This is a genomic window from Streptomyces sp. IBSNAI002, from assembly GCF_052244475.1.
GTDB lineage: Bacteria > Actinomycetota > Actinomycetes > Streptomycetales > Streptomycetaceae > Streptomyces.
Genome location: NZ_JBQPXG010000002.1, coordinates 8,337,154 through 8,360,509, shown reverse-complemented (window position 1 = coordinate 8,360,509; position 23,356 = coordinate 8,337,154). Strand labels below are relative to the sequence as shown.

Genomic DNA, 23,356 nt, shown 5'->3' with positions numbered 1-23,356 from the left:
GGCCGCGCGCGGGGTGGTGCGCAGTACGCCGGCACAGGTCGCACGGATGCTTCCGGGCCTTCTGCGACGCCTCACGGCCACACCACTCCCGTACATTCGCAGCAGCGAATCAGTTCCGCCAAGTGGACGGGACGCGCAGCCAGGAAGGGCACCTCATGGCTCGGCACAAGACATCCGGCGGCAAAGACGGCCGCAAGCTGCCCACGGGCGCACGGCTGGTGACCGCCGTCGCGGTGACGGCAGCGGGAGCGGGCGTTCTGGCCGCGGTCCTGATCCCGGCCGGCGGCCATCCCGGCCTGCACGAGGACTTCCGCGCCGCCCACACGGCCGCGACGCGCCCGGCCGCTGCGCAGTCCCTTCAGGCCGCCCCTGCGGCGGACCCCCGGACGGGGGCGGGGGCGGCCCGGCAGCCCGCGCCCGCCCCGGTGCCGAGTCCGGCGCAGGGCGGCGGGACCGCACCGGCTCCGGCCGCCGTGTCCCACCCGGCGGCAGCCGGAGGAACGTCCGCCGCCCAGTCCCCGGCAGCCCTGATCGCCCGGGCCGACGCACAGCAGAAGCAGTTCGACTCCACCGCCCCGAGCGAGGTGCTGAAGCTCGTCAACCAGGCCCGGGCCCAGGCACACCTCGCCCCGATGAAGCTGGACACCACCCTGGACGCCCTGGCCCGGCGTGCCACGACCGGGCTGTCGTCCGACGGCGCTGCGGGGCCGGCCGGTCCCGTACCGGGAACCCCGTGGCAGCAACCCGGGACCACGGACGCCACCGCGATCGTCAGCCGCAACGAGGTCGGCGCGCAGGCCGCGGTCGACTCCTGGCTGAACGACCCTGGCGAGCGGGCCCACGTGCTCGATCCGTCCCTGCGCACCATGGGCGTCTCCAGCGCCACCACCCCGGCCACCATCTGGTGGGCAGGCTACTTCGGCGCGTAGCCGCCGACGCGATCGCCCGTCGCTCGCCACTCACCACTCACCGATCACGCAGCGCTTCGCCCTCCGTGCCCGCGGCCCCGGCCCCGGACGGAGGGCGAAGTGCTGCGCGCGCCCGCTTCACCGGCTGTTCCTCCCCCGATCGGGGGAGGGACACCTCCCCCGGCACCCTCCCGTGACCGGCCGGTCCCGCGGCCCGGCCACCGGCCTACGGTCGCATCAGGTGGTCTCGCCGGGCGCCGCGGAATGCGGTTCCCGCGCCGACAGGCCCCCTCCGCCGCCAGTCGGCGGAAGTTGTCCGCTCCCCGCGGGCCGGCCACGGCCGCAGGGAGGTCCGAGCAAGCGGAAGTGACACAGATGCGCGAGCAGCGAAAGAGCCGGCTCCGGCTCCGCAAGGCTTCCCCGCCCCAGACCCCGAGCGGGTCCGGTCGGCAGGGACAGGACTCCTCCGAATCCCCCGGATCCGGGACATCCCGGCGGCCGCGGATACGCGGGCGGCGGCTGGGTGACCTGCGCGTTCGAACGCGTCTCCTCGCCGTCATCGCCATCCCCCTGATCGTGGCCACCGTCCTGGGCGCGCTCAGGGTGAACGGCTCGCTCGACGAGGCGTCCCGCTACGAGCAGTTCCACGAGGTGGCCCAGTTGGCCCGTACGGGCACGGCACTGGTGCAGCAGCTCCAGCACGAGCGGGACGTCACGATCGATCCCGCCGCCCGGTCCGCTGCCGGAGCCAACGCTCTGGCAAACGTGCGAGAGCAAACAGATGCTTTGCAGCAACAGCTCGAGGGCGAGAGTGGCCAGCTATCACAGGACGGCCAGATCAAAACCCGCCTGGCGGCCGTCAAGGAAGCTTTCGCCGCCTTCCCGCGCATCCGTGAGGCGGCCGACGGTGGTGCCACCGGGTCGGTCACGGACACCGGCTACCTCAGCCTGATCATGCCGCTGCTGGGCATCGACAACGCACTCGACGGTCAGCTGGCCCAGTCCCACTCCCAGGGCTGGGGGCTCTACACCCTTTCGCTCAGCACGTCGATGCTGTCCAGCGAACGGGCCCTGATGTCGCAGGCCGAGACCCAGGGCAGCCTCACGGCCGCCCAACGCGCCTCGCTGCTCGCCACCGTGAAGATCCGTGACATGGCCCAGCGCGAGTTCTCGATGGCCGCCCCGCCGGGAGACCGTGCCGCCTTCGCCCGCAGCGAGCAGTCCGCCGCGTCCCGTACCGCGGAGCAGGCGCTCCAGCAGATGCTCCAGGCCCCGCAGGACCTTTCGAAGGGCACCGCCCTGCCGCAGAACTGGTACGCGGACTTCGGTACGCGGGTGCAGCAGCTCGACAAGCTGGCCGTGCAGGTCTCGGACCAGCTCGTGTCCCGGAGCCAGGCCCAGTACGACGACGCCATGGGCCAGGCACGGCTCGACGCAGGGGTCACCGCGGCGCTGCTGGTCGCAGCCCTCGGCCTCGCCTTCGCGGTGTCGCGCAGCATCTCGCAGGGTCTGGCCGAACTGCACGCGGCAGCCATCGACGTGGCGGAGGTCCGCCTGCCCCAGCTGATGCGGGACCTCAAGGACAACCCGGCGACCTCCGTGGACCTGACGGTGACGCCGAGCGGCATTGCCACCCGGGACGACATCGGGGACGTGGCGCAAGCGTTCGACGCCGTGCACCGCGAGGCCGTACGGCTGGCGGGCGACCAGGCGCGGCTGCGCGAATCCGTCAGCACGCTGTTCCGCAACCTCTCGCACCGCAACCAAAGCCTGGTCCAGCGCCAGTTGTCGATCCTGACGGCCCTCGAACAGAACGAGGCCGACGGCGTCCAGCTCAAGCGCCTCTTCGAACTCGATCACCTGGCGGCCCGGATGCGCCGCAACAGCGAGAACCTGCTCGTCCTGGCGGGCGGACAGAACACGTCCCGCGCCTCCCGGCCGATGTCGCTTCTCGACGTGCTGCGCACCGCGATGTCCGAGGTCGAGCAGTTCGAGCGGGTGGGGCACCTCGCCCTGCCACCGGTGTACGTGGCCGGCTACGCGGTCGGCGACATCGCGCACCTGCTGTCCGAGCTGTTGGAGAACGCGCTGATGTTCTCCAGCCCTCAGACGGAGGTTCAGGTCGGCGCCCAGCAACTCCCCGACGGCCGGGTCCTGGTGGAGATCCGTGACCAGGGCATCGGCATGGATGCCGCTCGACTGGCCCTGGCCAACGAACACTTCGTCTCCGGTGAGGCCCTCGCCCCGGACGCCTCGGAGCACATGGGCCTGTACGTCGTCGGCCTGCTGGCCCGGCGGCACGGCGTCGACGTGGAGCTGCGTGCCGCCTCACCGGGAACTTCGGCGGTCGTCGTCCTTCCGCAGGAGCTCGCCGTCGCGCTCCCCGCGCGGACGCCCGCCGACGAGCAAGCCACGCAGGAAGTGCCCAGGGCATGGGGCGAGCCCGCCGCCGGGGAGGACCACCTGTTCGTCCCGGAAGCCGAGGAGGCCCGGTCGCGTACGCCGAGGAATCCCGATTTCGGCCGGGTCTCGGAGTGGTCGGCCACCGCGCTCCCCCCGCTGACCGCGTCGCCGGAGGCGCCGGCCTTCGGCGGGCACGCCGAGGAGGGGCACCAGCCCGTGCACGAGGGACCGGCCGCTCCTGCAGCCGAGCCCTCCGACGCCGGGGAGCGGGCGGACGGCCTGCCGCGCCGCGTCCCCGGCGCCCTGCTCAAGCCCGGCAGCGCCACTGCCCCGGCCCCGGCCATGGGCATGGGCATGGGCATGGGCATGGGCACGGGCACGGGCATGAGCACGTCACCGCCGCCCGCCGGGTCCGCCTCGCCGTACCCGCGGGAGGAAGTCACCACGGAAGTGCCCGAAGCGTCCGCCCGGCTGCGCAGCAGGCTCGGCGCCCTGCACCAGGGCATCGCCCGGGCCGACGACGAGGACGGAGGCCTGCCGCAGGCCCCGCAGGAGGAACAGGAATGAACCCCGTGACCCAGCCGGCGCCCGCCGGCCCCGCCCTGCCCCCGGCCGAGGGCCTCGACTGGATAGTCAACCGGTTCACCGAAAGGGTCGTCGGCATCCGGGCGGCCGCCGTGGTCTCGGCCGACGGACTGCTCCTGGCATCGTCCGCGGGCCTGGCCGGTGACGCCTCCCGGCTGGCGGCCGTCAGCAGTGGCCTGGTCGCTCTGAGCAGCGGAGGGGCCCAGCTCCTCGGCCGGGGCGGGGTTTCCCGGACGATCGTCGAAATGGCCCACGGCACCGTCGTCGTCACGGCGATCTCGGACGGGTCGCTGCTCGCCGTACTCGCCTCCCCCCAGTGCGATCTGGGGGTGGCCGGCTACCACATGGCCCGTCTGGCCCGGCAGTGCGGAGAGGTTCTGACGCCGGCCCGCCGGGGTCCGGGGCCGGACGGGCCGGACGGGCCCGCCGCGGCCACGACGCGGCCACGACCGTGGACCGCGACGTGAGCGCCGCGACGCACTTCGAACCGGGCCCCCGCGATGCCCCGGCCGACGCCTTCGGACCCCGGCCCTACACCCTGACGCGCGGCCGCACCCAGGCCAGCCGCCTGCTCCGGCTGGAGACGCTGGTGAGCGCCGTACCGCAACCGCACGCCCACCGCGGGCCGTTGCCCGAGCACGACCGGATCCGCGAGATGTGCGTCCGGCCGTGCTCGGTGGCGGAGATCTCCGCCGTCCTCGGCATCCCCGTCGGCGTGATGCGGATCCTCGTCGCGGACCTGGCGGACGGCGGCCTGGTCCGGGTGCACGAACAGGACGAACGCAGTGCCTCCACGACCATGCTCGAACGCGTGCTGCGCGGACTCGAACGCCTCTGACGCCCTCTCGTGAGGAGAGAACAGTGAATACGACGGGCAGCCGCCTGACCACCAGTGCCAAGATCGTCATCGCCGGCGGCTTCGGCGCGGGCAAGACCACCTTCGTCGGGTCGATCTCCGAGATCGAGCCGCTGCGCACGGAGGCGGTGATGACGTCCGCCTCGGAAGGCGTGGACGCGCTGGGCCACACCCCCGGGAAGCGGACGACGACGGTCGCGATGGACTTCGGACGGATCACGATCGACGAGGACCTCGTCCTGTTCCTGTTCGGGACACCCGGCCAGGACCGCTTCTGGTTCATGTGGGACGACCTGGTGCGCGGCGCGGTGGGCGGGGTGGTCATCGCCGACACGCGGCGGCTGCAAGAGAGCTTCGCCGCCGTGGACTACTTCGAGAACCACGGGCTGCCCTACGCCGTGGCCCTGAACCCCTTCGACGGACGACGGACCCACTCACCCGACGACGTTCGCGCCGCCCTCGGCGTGGGCGGGTCGGTACCGGTGCTCTACACCGACGCCAGGGAGCGGCAGGACGTCCAGCGGATGCTGATCGAGGTCGTCCGCCAGGCCCTGCGTACCCACGCCGGGGCACCCGCCTAGGATGCCCGGCCCCGTCGACCAGACGTCTCACACATACGGATTCGATCCGGAGGAACTCCAGTGAACAGCACAGTCATGCAGACGGACTCCCTTCAGACGGGGTTCGCCGCCTTCGTCTCCGGCACTCCCGGCGTCGAGGAGGGGGTGGTCGCCTCCGCCGACGGCCTCGTCGTCGCCGTGTCGCGCGGGCTGCCCCGGGACCGCGCCGACCAGCTCGCGGCGCTCGCCACCGGCTTGGCCAGCCTGGCGGCCGGCGGATCCGCCCTCCTCGGCGGCGGAGACGTCACACAGACCCTGGTCGAGATGGACGGGGGCGTGCTGTTCACGACCCCGGCCGCCGGCGGCGGGGCGGTCTCCGTGGTCGCCGCCCCCGGCTGCGACCTCGGCTCCGTCGGCTTCGCGCTGTCGCTCTTCACGCACGGGGCACCGGCGCCGTGACCGCGGGCCGGTGCCCGGTGGGCCGCCACCGTTCGGGCCGCTGGCGCCGCGTGTGCGCCGGCGTTCCCGGATGGTCCGGCCCTCCGCGTCCGGGCTGACGCGCCGCGTGCGCGTCCGGTGCGACGGTCGGCATGGGTGGCCGGGCCGCATTCGGTGCGCTGCGTCGTGACCCAGTCCTGCCTGCCTGCGAATACCGGCGGGGCGCACCGCGCACCGCCCGGCAACCACGGCTCGATCCCGGCGCCACACCCGGCAGGATCCGGAGCCGCAGCCCGGCTACCGGACTCCGTGCGCTTCCGACGCGGTTGACACCGCACGGACCGGCCGGCTCGCCCGAGCGCCGCCGAAGCCCCGTCGAACACTCGTCCGACCTGCGGCATCGCCGCACGGGCGAACCGGGTCCCGTCCAGGCGACCGTCACCGCAGACCGCCGCACGGCCCGGCACCGGCCGGAGGGGCAACCGCGGGGGCGGGTCGGACGGGGGGAGAATTTCCGGCCCATGAGTTGGCAGGCCCATGACAGCAACCACGTGCAACTGTCACGCTTCTCCCGAACGTTCACCGTTCCTTCACCCCCCTCAGGAGACGCCTTGTTACGGCGACACCCCCCTCAACTCCGCAGGCCGGCCACCTCCGTCCTCGCCCTGGCCAGCGCCGCGGCCCTGTTCGCCTTCGGGTCCCCCGCCTCGGCCGCACCCGCGGACCCCGCACCCCGCACGGAGGCCCCGCGGGCCGGCGCACTCCCGCTCGCCGTCACGCCGGCGCGCCGCGCCTCCCTCATCGGGCAGGCCCAGGACGCGCAGCAGGCCACGGCACGCCGGATCGGCCTCGGGCCGCGCGAACAGCTCCTCGTCAAGGACGTCATCCAGGATGCCGACGGCACGCTGCACACCCGCTACGAGCGCACCTTCGCCGGGCTGCCCGTCGTCGGCGGCGACCTGGTCGTCCACGATGCCAAGGGCCGCACCACGGTGTCGCGGGCGTCGGGAGCGCAGCTCACCGTGGCCTCCCTCACCCCGTCCGTCCGCGCCACCGGCGCGGCCAAGGCCGCCGTCACCCAGGCGGAGCGGGCCGAGGTGGAACGGCCCGAGGCGGACTCGCCCAGGCTCGTGATCCGCATGGTCGGCGCCGCCGAACCCGTGCTGGCCTGGGAGACCCTGGTCAAGGGCGTACAGGAGGACGGCACCCCCAGCGAGCTGCGGGTCCTCACGGACGCCGCGTCCGGCAAGGTGCTGAGCAGTGAGGAACGCGTGCACACAGGCCGTGGCACCGGCCAGTACAACGGCGAGGTGTCCATCGGCACGACCCCGTCGGAGTCCGCGTACCAGATGGTCGACGGCGAGCGCGCGGGCCACCGCACCTACGACCTCGAGCAGCGGACGTCCGGGACGGGCACCCTCTTCACGGACGCCGACGACGTCTGGGGCGACGGCACACCCGCCAACCGGCAGACCGCGGGCGTCGACGTGGCCTTCGGCGCCGGGGCCACCTGGGACTTCTACCAGCAGGTCTTCGGCCGCAACGGCATCCGCGACGACGGCGTCGCCGCGTACAGCCGGGCCCACTACGGCAACAACTACGTCAACGCCTTCTGGTCCGACAGCTGCTTCTGCATGACGTACGGGGACGGCGCCGGCAACACCCACCCGTTGACCGCCCTCGACGTCGCGGCCCACGAGATGACCCACGGCGTCACCAGCGCCACCGCGAACCTGACCTACGCGGGTGAGTCCGGCGGGCTGAACGAGGCCACGTCCGACATCTTCGCCGCCGCCGTCGAGTTCCACTCCGGCCTCGCGGCCGATCCGGGCGACTACCTCGTCGGAGAGAAGATCGACATCCGCGGCAACGGGACCCCGCTGCGCTACATGGACCGGCCGTCGCGCGACGGTCTCTCCCGCGACTACTGGGACCCTTCGCTCGGCGGCGTCGACGTCCACTACTCCTCCGGGCCCGCCAACCACTTCTTCTACCTCCTGGCAGAAGGCAGCGGCCCCAAGACCGTGAACGACGTCGCGTACGACAGCCCGACCTTCGACGGCCTGCCCGTCGCCGGGATAGGCATCGAGGACGCCTCGCGCATCTGGTACCGCGCCCTCACCACGTACATGACGTCCGGCACCGACTACGCGGGAGCCCGCACCGCCACCCTCCAGGCAACGGCCGACCTCTTCGGCGCCTACAGCCCCCGCTACCTCGCCGTGGCCGACGCCTGGGCCGGCGTGAACGTGGGCGACCGCATCGCACTCGGCGTCAACGCCGCGCCCATCCCCGACCAGACCAGCGGCATCGGGCAGGCGGTCGGTCTCCAGGTCGACGCCTTCACCACCAACACCGGCTCGGCCCTCACCTTCGAGGCCACCGGACTCCCCGACGGCCTGACCCTCTCCGCCGACGGCCTGGTCTCCGGTACGCCGACCACCATCGGGACCAGCGAGGTGAGCATCACCGTCCGGGACGACACCGGCTCCTCGGTCACCCTGTCCTTCACCTGGCAGGTGGCGTACATCTACGCCGCCACCACCCGTGTCGACATCCCCGACAACGGGGCCGCCGTCGAATCGCCGCTCACCATCACCGACCGTCCCGGCAACGCGGCGGCCACCACCCGGGTCCATGTCAAGATCACGCACACCTACCGGGGAGACCTCACGGTCGACCTGGTCGGCCCTGACGGCACCGCCTACCCCCTGCTCAACCGCAGCGGCGGACCGGCCGACAACGTCGACCAGACCTTCACCGTCGACGCGTCCGCACAGCCGATCGAGGGTACGTGGAAGCTCCGGGTCCAAGACCGCGCCGCGCTGGACGTCGGCTACGTCGAGCGCTGGGAACTCACCCCCTGACCGTCCCCGCCACCCCCTCGTGTCGCCCCGCCGACCTGCTCGGCGGGGCGACACCCCACCCCCTGGCACCCCTACCGTCCGGCCGCGCCTGTCGGCACCGGCCGGAACCGCACTCGAGAACCGGGAACCCTCATGCGCCGCGCCTTCACCCTCGTCACCGCATGTGCCGCACTGACCCTGCTACCACTGCGCCCGGCCGCGGCCGCCACCACGGGCACGGACGACCTGAACCCGCGGGAGCCCGGCAGGCACTCGGTGGTCCACCGCGAGCAGGCCGTCATCGCGGCTCCCGCGGAGCGGATCTGGAACGCACTGGTCGACCTGCCCTCCTACCAGGACTGGAACCCATGGGTGCTGCGCGCCGACGGGGAGGTCAGGCCGGGTGCCACCGTGCACGTCTCGGTCGCCCTCGGCAGTCATGTGATGCGCGCCGAGCACACCGTCCTCGTGGTCGAACCGAACCGTCGCTTCTGCTGGCGCGACGCCGGGTGGAACGCCTCCTTCGTCTACGGACAGCGCTGCCGCACCCTCGACCCCCGGGCCGACGGCACCGTGCTCGTCACCAACGAACTGCTCCTCGACGGCGTCTTCAGCTCAGCCACGGACCTGGTCATGGGCGCCGCGCTCCGGGAAGGCCTGGCCGCGGAGACCCGGGCCCTCGCACTGCGGACGGAGACCGTGCGATAGCGGTGTCGGAGTCGGTGCCGGTGCCCCACCGCGACGGCCGAGCGCCACTTCCGGCCCGGTGGGTCCGGCGGCATCCGCCCCGCGGCAGCAAGCGGCCACCGGGCCCGTTCTCCGGTCGGAGGCGGCCGACAGATATACGCCGGCGGTGGTGGACCGACCGCCGGAGACCTCGGTACGCAGGCGGATGACGGCCTGGCGCTCCGGCCGGGTGGCGGCCTGCGCACCACAGACCGGCAGGGGTGGAGTCCCGTACTCCAGCGTGACGGCGACCTGCCACCCCATCCCCTGCGGATGGCTCACCGTGGGTCCCAGCGCCACGCACCACCTGCCCGCCTCGATCGGCCCGGGCAGATACCCCGGGGTGGCGTCGGCCGCGGACAGGGTGCAGTCCCGCCCGTCGTCGCCCGACCAGCCGCGGAACCCGTCCGGCCCGAACACCCCGGTGTCCAGACCGCTGGGCCACGTGCCGGGCGGGGAAGCGGACTCGGACTGTTGGAACGAGGTGCTGACGGAGATCCGCCGCACCCCGTCCGGCACGTCGAAGTCGACGGCCGCCCACTGGTCGAAGCCGAACGGGGAACTCCCCCGGTAGGTGGTCGTGACCGTGCCGTGCGCCCGGTCACAGCGCCGCTCCCCGTCGATGCCGACGGGCACCAGCGCGGACATCCCCCATGCCGCCAGCAGGGTGCCGAGCCTGAGCGCGTCCCTCCGCCCGAGCCCCACCGCCAGGGGGCCCTGCTCGGAAGAACGCTGGTGCACCTCGGCCACTTGGACCAACCCGCTTCCCTCATGGGCGGCCCCGACCGGGTCCGCTCCGAGCCATGCCGACACGGATCGCGCGTCGGTGCGGACGGCAGCAGCACCCGTCACCCCTTGGGGACCGGCAGACCACCGCCCAATTCGTTCGAACGAACAGTAGGGGATCGCAGGGGCGGCGGGAAGGGAAACCGGGCGAGAGGCGGAGGCATCCCCTCGGGCGTTCAGCCGATGAGCACACCGTGGTTCGGAACCGGAGGCATGATGCGGCCGTTCGGTGCCGGAACCGGGTCGCTGCAGGTCTGGACGGTGTCGCCCACGCGCGCCGCCGGTTTCCCTCCGATGCGCACGGTCGCGCTGCCCTTGATGACGGTCCCGGTGTGCGTGGGCGGCACGGAGAAGGTCGCCGGCGCGGGAGCGATGTGCGGCGGGCTGATGGCGGCCGTGGTCGACAGCGTCGCCGCCGGCTTGCCGCCGATCCGTACGGTCGCGCAGCACCCTCCCGTCAAGGTCGCCTGGTACGGGAAGGGCATGGGCTGGGGTGTGGGCGGACCGGGCGGGGCGGGTACCAGCACGATGTGGATGTCGGTTCCGGTGACCTTGTCACCGAGTCGCGCGGCGGGAAGTCCGGGCATGTCGGGCTGCCTTTCGGGGATGTCGGAGGAGTGACGGCGGGAGCCGGATGCTCACGCGGTCGTGACCTTGGCGGGGAACAGGGCGACGGGTTTGCACGTGCCGCTCGATGAGGTGCACCGCACCGCGACCACGATCTCGTCGCCCGCCTTGAAGCTGATCTCCGTGCTGAAGCGGACGCGCTCGTGCGTCAGCTTGGAGAGATCGCGCTCGAGCAGTTTCGTGTCGTTCTTGCGTATCTCCAGCGTGCCGACGGAGCCCTGCGGATTGTCGAGGACGACCTCGCCGATCTTGATCGTCTGACCGGCCTGCACCGTACGCCTGCGCGTCGTGAACCCCCCACTGCCCGCGATGGACGTGCCCTCGATGCGGATGTTCTCGGCGGTCGGCTCCGCGGGGCCGGGCGCGGGAGGTTTGGGCGGGCTGGGCGCGGGAGGCTTCTCGGGGTCCGACGCCGGAGGCTTCGCAGGCGAGCCGGGCGCGGGAGGCTTCTCGGGGTCCGACGCGGGGGGCTTCGCAGGCGAGCCGGGCGCGGGAGGCTTCTCGGGGTCCGACGCGGGGGGCTTCACGGGCGAGCCGCCTCCGCCCCCCTGGGCGGCGGGCTGGTTCTGGCCGGCCGGCGCCGCGGGGTCCTGCTGCGGGGCCCCCGGCGGGGGTGTCTCGCCGGTGCCCGGCGGGGACTGGGCTCCACCCGAGGGATCGGCGACCCCGCCCGAGGTGGCCTTGGACTTGGGCGCATCGTTGAAGATCGTCGGAACCAGGACGGCCAGGAGGATCAGCCCGGCGATGGCGAAGGTAAGCGCCCTGGGCAGCCAGCGGGGCAGCATGGGCGGCTGGATCACCACACCGGCGGCGTCGAGCTTGCTGCCGTCCGAGGCGGTCAGACTGATCTCCACCGGCAGGGTCTTGGGCTGACCGGTGAGGAACCGCTTGCGCATGCGCATGCGGACCGGGATCAGCTGCGTCGTCCCGCCTTCGACGACGGTCTGGACCGGCTTGAAGACGAAATCGACGTCCCCGCTCTCGTCCTTGCCCGTGAACTGGACGGTGACCGGGCCGTTGCCGTAGTTGTCCACGGCCAGCTTGGTGCGCGCCCGGCGCGCACCACGGGCGGTACGGGGAACGATCTCGGCGGCCAGGTCGGCGTAGCCTCCGACCTCGACGCTGCCCTCTTCGATCACCGAGCCGTCGGTGTCCTCCTGCGCCATCACGCGCAGGGCGAAGGCCTTCTTTCCGCACGGCACTTCCGCCGAACGGGGAGGCGCGAAGGTCAGGACGGCGACCGCGTCGTCGCCGGGGAAGACGTTGACGCTGGACGGCTGCACGCTCGCCCAGTCGGCCGCCTCCCCCAGGACGTCCAGGGTGAAGGTGTCGACGGTGTGGCCCGTGTTGTGCAGCCGTACGGAGCAGGTGACGCTTTCACCTGCCTCGACGCTGACATCCCGTTCGTCCAGTGATGCGATGACTCCCATGCGTCCACTCTCGCGGCCAGGGCCCGGCCTGGACATCCACGTTCGGGCAGCGGGAAGGGAAGAACCGCGTCTCCTTCGCGCAGAATTCCGGCCGAACGCAGGACGGAACAGCAGGCGCCGGGACAATGGGGCCATGGACATAACGAACTCAGAGCCACCGACATGGAATCCGGCCCAATTGCTGGAATTCGACATCACGAGCAATGAGATCCGCGACGGACTCGTCTCCTTCCGCGCCGATACGCTCGCCTTCCGGTTCACGCCGAGACCACAGACCGGCCGTCTGGAGTGCACGGTGGAACTCCGGGAGTACCTGGGCGGGGGGTCCGAGGGCAGCGTCCTGATGAACGGCACCGCCAGCACCACCATCGAGCGGCACCAGAGCTCCGACGCCTGGTTGAGCTTCAGCGGGTTCGGATGGCGGGACGCGATGCGCACCAGGCCGGTGAACCGCTGCCACTACCGGGTGTCTCTGGACGGCGACTCCACGGTGCGCGTGGCGATCTGCGGCGAGGAACGCCTCTTCTAGGGTGCCCGAACGGCGGCCGGCCGACGTCCCCATCGGACAATCCTTCGCACCGGCTCCGCTATCCCCCCGTTAACCTTCGGGGGCACACCATGGATGCATCGACCCCGGACCGACCGTCCCACCGGACGTCAACCGGAGGCCTCACCCCAGTTCTACGCATCCAAGAGGAAATTCATGCCGAACAGGATCAGTGTTTTCGTCCACGCCCTGGACTCCATCTCGGAGCTGGGCGTCATCGCCGCCCTGCGCCTCCGCCCGGAAGTCCACATCGTGGAGCGCCAGGACGCCGAACCGGACACCGTCGCCGTCCTCGTGGTCGACGAGATCGACGACGCCGCCATCTCCCTGGTCAAGTCGACCCGGGGCCAGGGCACACAGCGCATCGTGCTCGTCGCCTCCTCCCTCGAGGACGACGGTGTGTTCGCCGCCGCGGAGGCCGGCATCAGCGGTCTCGCCCGCCGCAAGGACGTCACCGCCGACGGACTCGTCCACGTGATCACCTCGGTCAACCGGGGCGCCGGCGTCCTCCCGCCCGACCTCGTCGGCAGTCTCCTGAAGCAGGTTTCCAAGCTCCAGCAGCAGACGTCCGTCCCGCGGGGCGGCCAGCGCTACTCCGGCATCACCGACCGGGAGGCCGACGTGCTCCGCCTGGTGTCGCAGGGGCTGGACACGAACGAGATCGCCCAGCAGCTGTGCTATTCGGAGCGGACGGTGAAGAACACCCTCCACGCCATCAACAACCGGTTCAACCTGCGCAACCGACCCCACGCCGTCGCCTACGCCATCCGTGAGGGCCTGATCTGACCACCTCCCGGCGGACACGCCGGAGCGGGTGGGGAGACAGAACGGAAGTTCTGTCTCCCCACCCGCTCCGGCGTGTCCGGGCAGCACCTGCTCGGGACGCGCCTGCCCAGTGCTCGGGTGAGTGAGGACGCAAGGGCAGGCAGAGGTGATCACGCCGTGTGCGCTGGCGTGGGCGGCGCTCTCGCCGAGGCGGAATCCGGCCGCGATCTGGGCCGGGGTGTCGTGCTTGCGCACATACACCGGGGCAGCCATCGCCCGGCTCGGGGCGGCAGCTCGCACGGCCGGTCACGGTCACCCTCCTCCCGGTTGACGATCAGCATCGTCAGTCACTCCGCGAGGACATGCGGAAGGGCCAGCGCGACGGGATGGGTGGCCGACAAGACGCCCTGGCGAACGAGTTGACGTGTGAGACACCTCGCTCAGCCGTCCGGGAGCCTTGCCCCCTCTTTTGAGCCCCGGGACGTCAGCCGGTCAGGGACCGGCTCAATGAAGCTCAGCGGTTCCCCTTCAGCCGGTTCGGCAGGGCTCAGGACGCTCCGCCGGCCCCCTGGGGGCGGCGCGGAACCGGGGGCCCGCCGAAGGACGCGGTGACACGAGCGCCCCCGGTCGGCGAGGCACTCAGGACGAGCCGGCCACCGGAAATCGTCGCCGTGCGACGGGCGATGTCCAGGCCGAGTCCGCTCGATCCGCCGGTGCTCCGGCCGCGTTCCACCACGCGAAGGTCCGAGAACCCAGGCCCGTCGTCGTCGATGGTGAGCTCCGCGCCGCCGCCCGGGTGGGCACGTACGGTGATCAGCATGCCGGCCGAATCCGGGGTGTGGGTGAACACGTTCTCGAGCAGGACGTCAACGGCGGCCTCGAGTTCTGCCGGCGGGACGTACACCTGGCAATCGGTGTCGTGCACCGTCAGCTCGCAGGCACGCCCCTGTTCCTCGGCCAGCACCTCCCAGAACGCGACGCGGTCCGCGACGACCGCGTCGAGGCAGGCCGTCAGGCCGCCGTTCGAGGCGATCGGTTTGCGAGCATGCCGAATGACCCTCGTGACCTCACCGTTGAGGTCGTGGAGGGCTGAGAGGAGGCGTTCGCCGCCCCGGCGGTCCTTGAGGGCCTCGGCCTGGAGCATCAGCGAAGTGATCGGGGTACGCAGCCGGTGGGACAGGTCCGCCAGCGATTCGCGTTCGTTGGTGACGAGGGCGTCGAGCCTGGCAGCCAACGCGTTGAGGGTGAGGCCGAGCTGCCGGAGTTCCGGTGGGCCGGTGCCGGCGAAGCGGGAGTCGAGACGTCCTTGCCGCAAGTCGGCTGCGACGTCCGTCAGTTCTCCGGCAGTACGGACGACCGAACGGGCCAGGCGGTCGGCGAACACCACGGAGACGGCGGGCAGTACGACGGCAGCGGCGGCGAGCAGGGCGATGACGCGCAGTGTTTCCTCGCTCGCCCCCGCGGTGTCCACCGCCACGTCGACCTGGGCCTCGCCTCCGTCGGGCATGGGCACGGCAAGACTCGCGACCCTGTGCCCCCGGCACGTCCACTGCTCCAGGTCACCGACGTGGGGTTCCGGCTGTTGCAGACACGGTACGGGCGCTCCGAAGCGCGTGCCCGAGGGCATGACCACGGTGGCGCGGACGTTGCGCTGCTGGGAGTCGATCCAGGAGGTGAGCTGTCCGGTGCCCGAGTCCGCCGACTCACGGGTCAGGGTTGCCAGGGTCTGGGCCTGAAGGACGGCGTCGTGATCCGCCTGGGCCAGGTGGGCGTATGCCGCGTAGAAGGTCAGCGGGATGCCCAGGAGGAAGACGGTCAGGAGCGTGCTCAGCGCACTGACCAGTGCGAATTTCCTTCGCATGCTAGTCGGCGGGTGCGGCGATCTTGACACCGACGCCGCGCACGCTGTGCAGGTACCGCGGCTCTGCCGCGGTCTCACCGAGACGTCGGCGGAGCCAGGACAGGTGGACGTCGATCGTCTTGTCGCTCGCGCCGAACGCATCGTCCCAGATCTCGCTCAGCAGCTCGTCCTTGCTGACGACCCGACCCGCATGGCGCACGAGGTAGGCGAGGAGCCGGAACTCCTTGGGCCGCATCTCCAGCTCCCGGCCGTCCAGGACCGCGGTGTGGGCCTCCATGTCGATGCTGAGGCCACCGACGTGGTAGGCGCTTTCCGGGCGGCGGTCGCCCGAGCGCCGCAGCACGGCGCGGATGCGGGCGTCGAGGTGTTCCGCGGAGAACGGCTTGACGACGTAGTCGTCGGCGCCCAGGTCGAGGGCGCGCACGATGTGGCTGTCGTCGTCCCTGGCGCTGGAGACCAGGACCGGGGTGTTGACCGTGGCGCGGAGCATCTTGAGCACGTCCAGGCCGTCGATGTCGGGAAGCCCGAGGTCGAGCACGATCACCCCGCCCGGGGCGGAAGAGGCTGCGTGGCTGAGTCCGTCGGCGCCGCGCGCGACGGCGTGGACGTCGTACTTCATCTTGCGGAGGGAGGCGGAGAGGAACTCGCGGATCTCCGCGTCGTCCTCGATCACCGTTACGTGCGTCCAAGCCATTGCCCGCTCCGTACCTCGGTGGCGCCTCGTGCAGCGCCCTCGGTCACCAGAGTGCTGCGTACGGGGGCCCCTGGGGATCGGGGGATCGCGGGAGCCGGCCGGTGTGTCCGTGCCCACCGATCGGTGGACGGTGCGCCGTCCCTCCCGCCCCCCGTCCCCCGGTTCGAGGTGGCGTACGGGCCCGTGCGGGTCCTTCCCGCCCGTACGCCGCAAGGGCGAGGAGTGCGGGAGCCATAGGGGGTGTCCGGCGGGTGGGTCAGTCCAGCAGGCCGCGGCGCATGCCTTCGGCGACGGCGGCGGCACGGTCGCCGACGCCGAGCTTCTCGTAGAGGTGCTGGGCGTGGGTCTTGACGGTGCTGGGTGCGAGGAAGAGCTTCTGCGCAATCTGCGGAATGCTCATCCCCTCCGCGAAGTCTCGCAGCACCTCCAGCTCCCTGGTGGTGAAGACCGGGCCGCCCGACTGGGCCCGCATGCGGATCTCCTCGGCCACCCCGCCGGCGAGGTCCGCGGGGATCACCGTCTTCCCGGACGCCGCCTGCCGCACCGCCTCGACCAGCTCGGTCCGCTTGGCGTCCTTGAGCATGTAGCCGGCGGCGCCTTCCTCCAGGGCCCGGAAGACCAGCTCGCTGTTCTGGAAGGCACTGACGATCACCACCCGGGTCTCGAGCTTCCACTGGGCGACCGAGCGGGTCAGCGCGATGCCGTCCATGTCGGGCATCCGGAAGTCGACGAGCGCGACGTCGGGAGTGAGATCCTTGATCATCTTGAGGGCCTCGCGTCCGTTCGAGGCCTCGCCCACCACCTCGATGGTTCCGCTCCAGGCCAGCGCCCTGCGGACGCCCTCGCGGTAGAGCGGGTGGTCGTCCGCGATGACGACCCGGATGCGTTCCGTCATGGAAAGCTCCCTCGGAACTCCTGCGCGCCTGCGAGCGGGGCAGGTGAGCCCCGTGCATCGAGAATAGTCCGACGGCGGCGGGTCGGCCCGGCGAGCCGCGCCGGTCAGGCCCAGCCCCGCTCGGAGGCCGTGAGACCACCCCAGATGCCGAACGGTTCCTTCGCGCGCTCCGCGTGCGCACGGCAGTCCGCCTGCACGGGGCATCCGCGGCACGCCTTGAGCGCGCTGACCATCCGCGCCATGCTCTGCGCGTAGAAGACCTCGACGTCCATACCGATGCACGCGGCGGAGTCCGTCCAGTCCCCCATGCGCCGCCCAGCGTCCTTCACGGCCGATCTCCTCCCGCGTGAGCGAACCGGGTATGCGGGAGGACGGCGTCGAGCCGGCACTGAGCCCCGCGGCCACCTGTCGTCGCCCGGTCACGGTCCGACGTTAGGACCCGCCGCCGGGAACCGTCATCGGCCACCGGACGATGCGCGAGTCTCCCGTCTGGTGGACCGAGGGCGTAGTACGTCCGGACTCACCAGCCTCTTTCGCGGCGTCCGTCCAGCAGCGGAGGCAGCAGGTGGATGCGGGGTGCCTCCAGTGCCGGCTCGGCGGTTTCCGGTTCGGGGACCAGGCCCAGCATCTCGAGCAGAAGCTCGCAGTCAGCGGCATCGCGGGACCGGGAGGCGACCACGACGCGAGCGGCCTGCAGCTCGTCCTCGTCCGGCGGCGCCATCCTGAGCATGTCCTGCTGGAATATGTCATGTCGGATCATGGCTGATGTTCCCTGTCCCTCAGTCCAGCCGGACGGCGTGCCCCGCCGCCGCCGTCGTCGTCACGTCCGCAGCGGGTACACGGATCACCTGGCCCACGCGGATCACGTTCGGGTCGGGTACGGCGGCCAGGTTCGCCTCGTGCAGGACGTGCCAGTCCGGGAGACCGTGCGACCGCGCGATGCCCACGAGCGTGTCGCCGGGCCGGACGGTGTACGTGCCTTCGGCGGCTCCCGAGGGCGTCTGCGGAGCGGGTTGCGCCTTGGGCTCCTGCGCTGCGGGCTCCTGCGCCTTGGGCTCCTGCGCTGCGGGCTCCTGCGCCTTGGGCTCCTGCGCTGCGGGCTCCTGCGCCTTGGGCTCCTGCGCTGCGGGCTCCTGCGCCTTGGGCTCCTGCGCTGCGGGCTTCGCGTGCCTCAGCGGGGCCGAGCACGGCCCCCAAGCGCCCGCGCCCTGACCTGCGAGTACCTTCTCGGCAATGGCTATCTGCTGTTCCTTCGTGGCCAGATGGGCGTTCGGGGCATACGCCCGCCCGCCGTACGCCCGCCACGTCGAGGTCGAGAACTGCAGACCGCCGTAGTAGCCGTTGCGCGTGTTGATGGCGTAGTTGCCGCTGCTCTCGCACTGGGCCACCTGGTCCCAGACCGCCGTCGTGGCGGCCTGGGCGCTGCCTCCGAGCAGCAGGGGGATGGCGACCCCCACACCGGCGACTCCCGCCGCCGCGGCTGCTCGCCGCGTGATCGCGGGCTTCGTGTGACGACGTCGGCCTCTGCCTTTTCCGAGCACGACTGCTTCTCCTTCTCCACCGCCTAAGGTGCGGCATGTTGTTGGCCCGTCACCCGAAATATGACGTTGACTCCACGCTAGGCGGCAGCCCCCTAACGGCCGCCTAACGGCGTACCGTCCCCTCCCCATCACCGGGCCGTCAGAACAGGTATCCGCGGACCATGGTGTTGAACTCCATCTCGGAGACCGCCACTTGGCTGCTCTTGTGGCTGCCGTAGGCGTCCAGGACACGCACCTTGACCCACGTCACCTCGCCGTGGGACCCGAGGTTCACGGACTGTTCCTCGTTCTTGTCCTGCAACGTGACCGTCTGCTTCTGGCCGTTGGAGTAATCGAGTTCCAGCGACTTCGCCCGGTCGTAGGCCTTGAAGTCGGGGTGCGCGCCGTTGCGGACGACGAGGTGGCTGAGGTCCACCGGTGCGTCGAACTCCAGCGTGACGCCCTGGGTGTCGTCGACCGATGTCAGCCAGTAGGTGTCGGAATTCAAGTCGAAGGCGTCCAGGGCCGAGTGCGCGGGATCGCTGGCACCGGGATCGCGCACGTCCTTCGGGTTCACCGGGGAGAACTCCGGTTTGACCGTCGCCTTCAGCCTGGTCTGGATCTCCTGGGCCTCGATCGTGACGAACTCCTTGAAGGGGGGATGGATCATGTACAGGGTGGTCAGCGTCAGCAGCGCGACACTGGCCACCAAGCGGACCGGCCCGACCAACACGGACGGGGCGAAGCGTCGCTTGTCCCGCACACCGGCCTGACCAGGACGCTGCCCGGCGTCCAGGACCGCCGGTCCGGGGCGCAGGCGCGCGCAGAACCGCGGCCACCACGGCATGGTCGCCTCAACCGCCTGGTCGAGGGAGGAGCCGCATCGGCTGCAGAACTTGCGCTCGTCGTCGTTGTTCTCGCCGCAGGCGGGACAGACGAGGTCGCCGGGCATGGCCGGGCGCGTGGCCCGTCGGCGCTGCGGGGCAGGCGTGCGCCGTTCCTCGGGTTCGGCGGGAGCGACCAGGCCGGGTTCCGCGGCTTCGTGATCGTCCTCGTCCTCGTCCTCCTCGTCGCCCTCGTCGTCCTCGTCGTGCTCGTCGTCCTCGCCGGCTTCAGCCTGCTTCAGGAGGGAGGCGAGCCATTCATCCTCATCGTCCTCATCGTCATCCTCGTCGTCGTCATCGTCCGCAGCGTCGTCCGCGGCGTCGTCCTCATCGTCCTCATCGTCCTCATCGTCCTCATCGTCCTCGCCGGCTTCAGCCTGCTTCAGGAGGGAGGCGAGCCATTCATCCTCATCGTCCTCGTCGTCATCCTCGTCGTCATCCTCGTCGTCGTCCGCAGCGTCGTCATCGTCATCGTCATCGTCATCGTCATCGTCATCACCACCGGCATCCTTCAAGAGGGCCGCGAGCCAGTCGTCCTCGTCATCCTCTTCGTCCTCGTCATCGTCATCGTTCGCGCCGCCCGCGCCCGCGCCGGTGCCCCCCTTGAGGAGCGATGCGAGGAACTTGTCGTCCTCGTCCTCGTCGTCGTCATCCTTGCTGGAGAATCCGCCCATGCCGGGCGGCCCTCCCATCGAGGGGGGCCCGGGCATGCCGGTGGGACGGCCCATCCCAGGAGGACCGCCCATCCCAGGAGGACCGGGCATGCCGGTGGGACGGCCCATCCCAGGAGGACCGCCCATGCCGGGAGGGCCGCCCATGCCGGGCATGCCCATGCCGCCGCCCATGCCGCCGCCCATGCCCATGCCCATGCCGGGAACACCCGCCGGACCGGTTCGGCCGGGGAGGGCGGGGCGGCTGCCGACGTCGGTGTACAGGCCCCGCTGGAGCCGTTCGAGTGCCGACGGGCCGGGGCCCGCCGCCTGCTGCTCGGCCTCCTGCCGCAGGTCCTCCGGAAGGTCGATCTTCTGCTTCTTGCCGGTCCACTCCAAGAACGATCCGCACGAGCCGCAGAACTTGTCGCCGACACCGTTGTTGAAGCCGCACTTACGACAGGTGGTCATGATCCAGCAACTCCACGGCGCGATGTACGTGTGCGGGCACCGCACCGGCGACCAGCGCCTCAACGGCCTCCCGCTGGTGCACGAGCGACTGCGGCAGCCGTACGATGACCGCCGGCTCGGCATCGGTCACCGTGCACCCCCCCGACCGGTCCGAGCAGCGAACGCCGCCGCTGTCCAAGACCTCCAGCCAGGCCCCCGTCAGGGTGTGCAGCGCCGCGCGCAGGCCCGCGTGGGTGCCGCGGACCACGAACGACTCCGCCGCGTGCTTGACCCTGGCCCGGCGGGCATCCGCGGGCAGGGTCTCCTCCACGGCGATGCCCAGCCACCCGGCGAGCCAGGGCAGGAAGTCCTCCGGTGTCGTGTCCGGGTCCGCGTAGGCCTCGAGCGAGTCGAGCACGGCGATCGCGGGTGCGAGTACGTCGTCGAGACCACTGGTGAAGCGCTGGGCGAAGGAGTCCTCCTGGTACACGGCCGGCAGGTACGCGCCGATCGGGTACGGGGTGACCAGGTCTGGGACGGTGCCTCTCATGCCCCGCCGCCTTCCACGAGGACCTGGTGCTCGAAGGAGAAGATCAGGCTGTCCCGGTCGAGCGTGACGCGGTCGGTCTCCTCGCCCCGCACACCGGTCACCGGGTTCGCGTTGAACAGGCGCACCTCCTCGACGATGCCCACGCCGTCGACCTGCTGGAGCACCGCGTACAGGTCACCCGCCTGCACGGGCCGCCCGAAGGGCCAGCCCGTCCCGTCGGGTCCGCCGCTGACGGGATTGAGGTAGCGGTAGAGGGCTCCCAGGGCGTCGTCGGTGACGCGGTCGGTCTTGGCCCCCGGAACGGCCCGCAGCCGCACCACGGCCGTCACACCGCGGTAGAGCGGCGGTTCGACCAGGACGGTCGTGCCGACCAGCCTGCACTGGTCCAGCCGCTCGGCGACGGCGTCGAGCGTGCTCTGCCGGGGCTTGAGTGCGGCGAACCGAGCGGGTCCCGGCTCGTCGGGGAGACCTGGGACGACGAGTACCTTGACGGCGCCGGGCCGAAGCCCGGCCTCCTGGGCGGTGAGGCAGCGGACGCGTGCGAGCTCCGGCGCGGCCTCCCGGGTGATGACCTCGAAGTCCTCGGCGGTGACCGCGCGGCCTCGGGTGTGCATGAGCAGCGGTGCCCGTGATTTCACCTCTTCCACGGTCTCTCCGTCGACTCCCCCCGTCGCCGGTTCGGGGTTCTCCACGCGTGCGATGAAGGGGATGGAGGACTTCAGGGTCTGGATGGCTCCCTGTCCGACGTTCCCGACCGCACCGCCACCGGTCGCGTAGCGGGTGAGCCGCACCATCGAGTCCTTGGGCGGTACCGCGCCGTAGCGGCGCATGGTGCCGTCCGGCTCCCTGACCATCGGGCCGAAGGAAACCGTTCCGTGCGTGCTGTCGATGACGTAGTGCCGGTCATCGGGACCGCTGTGGGCGAAGTGCTCGACTTCCGTCCAGCGCGTCCAGCCCTCGTCGCCGCTGACCTCGAGGACCGCGGGTACGGCGGTGGCGAGGATCGGGGCGTGGGAGGCCTGGAACCGCTGGTTGCTGGTGCCGTCGGAGACATCGAGCTCGTCGTCGACGACGATCTCGGCGTGCACGGCGTCGACCGTGCCGCCGATCACCGACGCGTCCATCGAATCGATGACGGGCGACGTGCTGTATCCCGGGCGGTCCGGGCGGGGGGCGGTCACCCGTGCGCGCAGCCAGCCGGCCCGCCTCCCGTCGAGGATGCTCGCGTGGTGCCCTTCCGGTACCTGGAGGACGATCGCTCCCGGGCGGTTGAGGCCGCCCGTGGCATCGGAGTGCACCCGGCACGGCTCCCAGTCGTCCCCGTTCCAGGCCTCCCACACCAGTGGCGGGTAGTCGGGGTCCACGCCCACACCCTGGATGCTGCAGGTGAAGTCCAGGCTCACCAGCGCCCGCGGCACCGCGTCCGACAGTCCGACCAGGAGACAGTCGTCCACGACCGGTGCCTGGGAGCCGAACGCGGGGAATCCCACGCGCAGGCGGTGCTGTTCGTCCCGGGCGAGCAGCGTGTTGGACTGCGACTCCAGGGTCATCAGGTGCTGCAGGCCTGCGGGCGGCAGCCGCAGCTCGTGGCGGGTGGCGAACACCACGGAGGCGTCGGTCTCGGTCCGTAGGGTCGCGACGTTCGTCCCGGCCGGAACAGACACGTGGGTGGCGGCAGGTGCGGACAGCCAGAACGTGACCGGCGCCTGCGCCGGTACGGGCGGCAGCAGTCTGGCGCCGAGCAGTTCCAGGAACTTCACGTACATGCGGTCCGGCACCCGGTTGAGGCGGAACAGCAACTGGTCGGTCATGAAGGCGAACGTCTCGATGAGCGTCACGCCGGGGTCGGAGACGTTGTGGTCCGTCCACTCCGGGCAGCGTCGCATGACCATGCGCTTGGCGTCGTCCACCAAGTCCTGGAACCGGCGGTCGTCGAGGTCTGGCGAAGGGAGCGCCATCAGTAGTCCTCTTCCTCTTCGGGGATCGTGTAGAACGGGAACACCAGGTTGCGGCGGTCGTTGGTGGCCTTGATCGCGTACACGATGTCGACGTGGACGAGGCTCGGCTGGTCCGCGGCGGCCATGGCCCGGACGCTGTGGATGTCGACCCGCGGCTCCCAGGTGATCAGGGCGGTGCGGACCTCTTCCGACAGCATGGCCATGGTCTGGGGGCCGGTGTCGCGGAAGACGTAGTCGCGCAGGCGGCAGCCGAACCCGGGCCGCATCGGGCGCTCGCCCGGATACGTCGACAAAATGATCTTCATGGCCTGTTCCAGCTCGGTCTCCCGCCGGACCAGGGCGATGCCTCCGGTGGGGCTCACCCTCATGGGGAACGCCCATCCCGCGCCGATGAAGTCGTCTGCTCTGTTCATGGCC

23 protein-coding genes are annotated in these 23,356 nt (G+C 71.4%); 10 read left to right on the top strand and 13 right to left on the bottom strand.

The window, feature by feature from the left end; translation table 11 throughout:
- Window positions 1-155: 155 nt before the first annotated feature.
- From ACTVZO_RS38780 to ACTVZO_RS38745, 8 genes are all read left to right on the top strand, one after another.
- Window positions 156-929, top strand: a complete 774-nt coding sequence (locus tag ACTVZO_RS38780) for a CAP domain-containing protein (RefSeq protein WP_443302857.1) — start codon at window positions 156-158, stop codon at window positions 927-929.
- Between the two features lie 555 nt (window positions 930-1,484).
- Window positions 1,485-3,878 (top strand): sensor histidine kinase, encoded by a 2,394-nt coding sequence (locus ACTVZO_RS38775; protein WP_443302856.1) that lies wholly within the window; start codon window positions 1,485-1,487, stop codon window positions 3,876-3,878.
- The gene (locus ACTVZO_RS38770; protein ID WP_443302855.1) at window positions 3,875-4,363 is read left to right on the top strand and encodes a roadblock/LC7 domain-containing protein; all 489 of its coding nucleotides are present in this window, start codon (window positions 3,875-3,877) and stop codon (window positions 4,361-4,363) included. The genes ACTVZO_RS38775 and ACTVZO_RS38770 overlap by 4 nt, the downstream gene beginning before the upstream one ends.
- Complete coding sequence (locus ACTVZO_RS38765) at window positions 4,360-4,734, top strand: DUF742 domain-containing protein (protein WP_443302854.1); 375 nt, start codon at window positions 4,360-4,362, stop codon at window positions 4,732-4,734. The genes ACTVZO_RS38770 and ACTVZO_RS38765 overlap by 4 nt, the downstream gene beginning before the upstream one ends.
- 23 nt (window positions 4,735-4,757) lie before the next feature.
- Window positions 4,758-5,333 (top strand): GTP-binding protein, encoded by a 576-nt coding sequence (locus tag ACTVZO_RS38760; protein ID WP_443302853.1) that lies wholly within the window; start codon window positions 4,758-4,760, stop codon window positions 5,331-5,333.
- A 75-nt stretch (window positions 5,334-5,408) separates the two neighbouring features.
- A complete protein-coding gene (locus ACTVZO_RS38755) occupies window positions 5,409-5,771 on the top strand; it encodes a roadblock/LC7 domain-containing protein (protein ID WP_443303406.1) in 363 nt (120 codons plus the stop codon).
- Between the two features lie 590 nt (window positions 5,772-6,361).
- On the top strand, window positions 6,362-8,617 hold the full coding sequence (locus ACTVZO_RS38750; RefSeq protein WP_443302852.1) for a M4 family metallopeptidase: 2,256 nt from the start codon (window positions 6,362-6,364) through the stop codon (window positions 8,615-8,617).
- Window positions 8,618-8,749: 132 nt separating this feature from the next.
- The gene (locus ACTVZO_RS38745; RefSeq protein ID WP_443302851.1) at window positions 8,750-9,304 is read left to right on the top strand and encodes an SRPBCC family protein; all 555 of its coding nucleotides are present in this window, start codon (window positions 8,750-8,752) and stop codon (window positions 9,302-9,304) included.
- On the opposite strand, the gene ACTVZO_RS38740 is transcribed toward ACTVZO_RS38745, so the two are convergent.
- The 3 genes from ACTVZO_RS38740 to ACTVZO_RS38730 form a co-directional block, all read right to left on the bottom strand.
- Window positions 9,212-10,063: a hypothetical protein gene (locus tag ACTVZO_RS38740; protein WP_443302850.1), complete on the bottom strand. Its 852-nt coding sequence runs from the start codon at window positions 10,061-10,063 to the stop codon at window positions 9,212-9,214. The two genes, ACTVZO_RS38745 and ACTVZO_RS38740, sit on opposite strands and share 93 nt — an antisense overlap.
- Window positions 10,064-10,284: 221 nt before the next feature.
- Entirely contained in the window at window positions 10,285-10,695 is a 411-nt protein-coding gene (locus tag ACTVZO_RS38735; RefSeq protein ID WP_443302849.1) for a PAAR domain-containing protein, read from the bottom strand.
- A 51-nt stretch (window positions 10,696-10,746) separates the two neighbouring features.
- Window positions 10,747-12,165 carry a hypothetical protein gene (locus tag ACTVZO_RS38730; RefSeq protein ID WP_443302848.1) on the bottom strand — a complete coding sequence of 473 codons (1,419 nt, stop codon included), beginning with the start codon at window positions 12,163-12,165 and terminating at the stop codon, window positions 10,747-10,749.
- A 178-nt stretch (window positions 12,166-12,343) separates the two neighbouring features.
- On the opposite strand from ACTVZO_RS38730, the gene ACTVZO_RS38725 reads away from it, so the two are divergent.
- Both ACTVZO_RS38725 and ACTVZO_RS38720 read left to right on the top strand, forming a co-directional pair.
- Window positions 12,344-12,694 (top strand): hypothetical protein, encoded by a 351-nt coding sequence (locus ACTVZO_RS38725; protein ID WP_443302847.1) that lies wholly within the window; start codon window positions 12,344-12,346, stop codon window positions 12,692-12,694.
- A gap of 174 nt (window positions 12,695-12,868) precedes the next feature.
- Window positions 12,869-13,498 carry a response regulator transcription factor gene (locus ACTVZO_RS38720; protein ID WP_443302846.1) on the top strand — a complete coding sequence of 210 codons (630 nt, stop codon included), beginning with the start codon at window positions 12,869-12,871 and terminating at the stop codon, window positions 13,496-13,498.
- 526 nt (window positions 13,499-14,024) lie between these two features.
- Here ACTVZO_RS38720 and ACTVZO_RS38715 read toward each other — a convergent pair.
- From ACTVZO_RS38715 to ACTVZO_RS38670, 10 genes are all read right to left on the bottom strand, one after another.
- Entirely contained in the window at window positions 14,025-15,338 is a 1,314-nt protein-coding gene (locus ACTVZO_RS38715; RefSeq protein ID WP_443302845.1) for a sensor histidine kinase, read from the bottom strand.
- A gap of 1 nt (window position 15,339) precedes the next feature.
- Complete coding sequence (locus ACTVZO_RS38710; protein WP_443302844.1) at window positions 15,340-16,032, bottom strand: response regulator transcription factor; 693 nt, start codon at window positions 16,030-16,032, stop codon at window positions 15,340-15,342.
- A 256-nt stretch (window positions 16,033-16,288) separates the two neighbouring features.
- Complete coding sequence (locus ACTVZO_RS38705; protein WP_443302843.1) at window positions 16,289-16,927, bottom strand: response regulator; 639 nt, start codon at window positions 16,925-16,927, stop codon at window positions 16,289-16,291.
- A 104-nt stretch (window positions 16,928-17,031) separates the two neighbouring features.
- Window positions 17,032-17,256, bottom strand: a complete 225-nt coding sequence (locus ACTVZO_RS38700; protein ID WP_443302841.1) for a WhiB family transcriptional regulator — start codon at window positions 17,254-17,256, stop codon at window positions 17,032-17,034.
- 191 nt (window positions 17,257-17,447) lie between these two features.
- On the bottom strand, window positions 17,448-17,687 hold the full coding sequence (locus tag ACTVZO_RS38695) for a hypothetical protein (protein WP_443302840.1): 240 nt from the start codon (window positions 17,685-17,687) through the stop codon (window positions 17,448-17,450).
- Between the two features lie 19 nt (window positions 17,688-17,706).
- Window positions 17,707-18,384, bottom strand: a complete 678-nt coding sequence (locus ACTVZO_RS38690; RefSeq protein ID WP_443302839.1) for a transglycosylase family protein — start codon at window positions 18,382-18,384, stop codon at window positions 17,707-17,709.
- Between the two features lie 223 nt (window positions 18,385-18,607).
- A complete protein-coding gene (locus tag ACTVZO_RS38685; protein WP_443302838.1) occupies window positions 18,608-20,200 on the bottom strand; it encodes a zinc ribbon domain-containing protein in 1,593 nt (530 codons plus the stop codon).
- Window positions 20,201-20,435: 235 nt separating this feature from the next.
- Window positions 20,436-20,981: a phage tail protein gene (locus tag ACTVZO_RS38680; RefSeq protein WP_443302837.1), complete on the bottom strand. Its 546-nt coding sequence runs from the start codon at window positions 20,979-20,981 to the stop codon at window positions 20,436-20,438.
- Window positions 20,978-22,939 carry a putative baseplate assembly protein gene (locus ACTVZO_RS38675; RefSeq protein ID WP_443302836.1) on the bottom strand — a complete coding sequence of 654 codons (1,962 nt, stop codon included), beginning with the start codon at window positions 22,937-22,939 and terminating at the stop codon, window positions 20,978-20,980. The genes ACTVZO_RS38680 and ACTVZO_RS38675 overlap by 4 nt, the downstream gene beginning before the upstream one ends.
- Window positions 22,939-23,352, bottom strand: coding sequence for a GPW/gp25 family protein (locus tag ACTVZO_RS38670; protein WP_443302835.1), 414 nt, complete (start codon window positions 23,350-23,352; stop codon window positions 22,939-22,941). The genes ACTVZO_RS38675 and ACTVZO_RS38670 overlap by 1 nt, the downstream gene beginning before the upstream one ends.
- Between the last annotated feature and the right edge of the window lie 4 nt (window positions 23,353-23,356).

Excerpts from the sequence above, each read along its gene's own strand:
- ACTVZO_RS38710 (WP_443302844.1), bottom strand. The coding sequence starts at position 16,032 with ATGGCTTGGACGCACGTAACGGTGATCGAGGACGACGCGGAGATCCGC.
- ACTVZO_RS38770 (WP_443302855.1), top strand. The coding sequence starts at position 3,875 with ATGAACCCCGTGACCCAGCCGGCGCCCGCCGGCCCCGCCCTGCCCCCG.
- ACTVZO_RS38705 (WP_443302843.1), bottom strand. The coding sequence starts at position 16,927 with ATGACGGAACGCATCCGGGTCGTCATCGCGGACGACCACCCGCTCTAC.
- ACTVZO_RS38715 (WP_443302845.1), bottom strand. The coding sequence starts at position 15,338 with ATGCGAAGGAAATTCGCACTGGTCAGTGCGCTGAGCACGCTCCTGACC.
- ACTVZO_RS38755 (WP_443303406.1), top strand. The coding sequence starts at position 5,409 with ATGCAGACGGACTCCCTTCAGACGGGGTTCGCCGCCTTCGTCTCCGGC.
- ACTVZO_RS38685 (WP_443302838.1), bottom strand. The coding sequence starts at position 20,200 with ATGGGCATGGGCATGGGCGGCGGCATGGGCGGCGGCATGGGCATGCCC.
- ACTVZO_RS38680 (WP_443302837.1), bottom strand. The coding sequence starts at position 20,981 with ATGAGAGGCACCGTCCCAGACCTGGTCACCCCGTACCCGATCGGCGCG.
- ACTVZO_RS38745 (WP_443302851.1), top strand. The coding sequence starts at position 8,750 with ATGCGCCGCGCCTTCACCCTCGTCACCGCATGTGCCGCACTGACCCTG.
- ACTVZO_RS38670 (WP_443302835.1), bottom strand. The coding sequence starts at position 23,352 with ATGAACAGAGCAGACGACTTCATCGGCGCGGGATGGGCGTTCCCCATG.
- ACTVZO_RS38735 (WP_443302849.1), bottom strand. The coding sequence starts at position 10,695 with ATGCCCGGACTTCCCGCCGCGCGACTCGGTGACAAGGTCACCGGAACC.
- ACTVZO_RS38675 (WP_443302836.1), bottom strand. The coding sequence starts at position 22,939 with ATGGCGCTCCCTTCGCCAGACCTCGACGACCGCCGGTTCCAGGACTTG.
- ACTVZO_RS38730 (WP_443302848.1), bottom strand. The coding sequence starts at position 12,165 with ATGGGAGTCATCGCATCACTGGACGAACGGGATGTCAGCGTCGAGGCA.
- ACTVZO_RS38695 (WP_443302840.1), bottom strand. The coding sequence starts at position 17,687 with ATGATCCGACATGACATATTCCAGCAGGACATGCTCAGGATGGCGCCG.
- ACTVZO_RS38780 (WP_443302857.1), top strand. The coding sequence starts at position 156 with ATGGCTCGGCACAAGACATCCGGCGGCAAAGACGGCCGCAAGCTGCCC.
- ACTVZO_RS38720 (WP_443302846.1), top strand. The coding sequence starts at position 12,869 with ATGCCGAACAGGATCAGTGTTTTCGTCCACGCCCTGGACTCCATCTCG.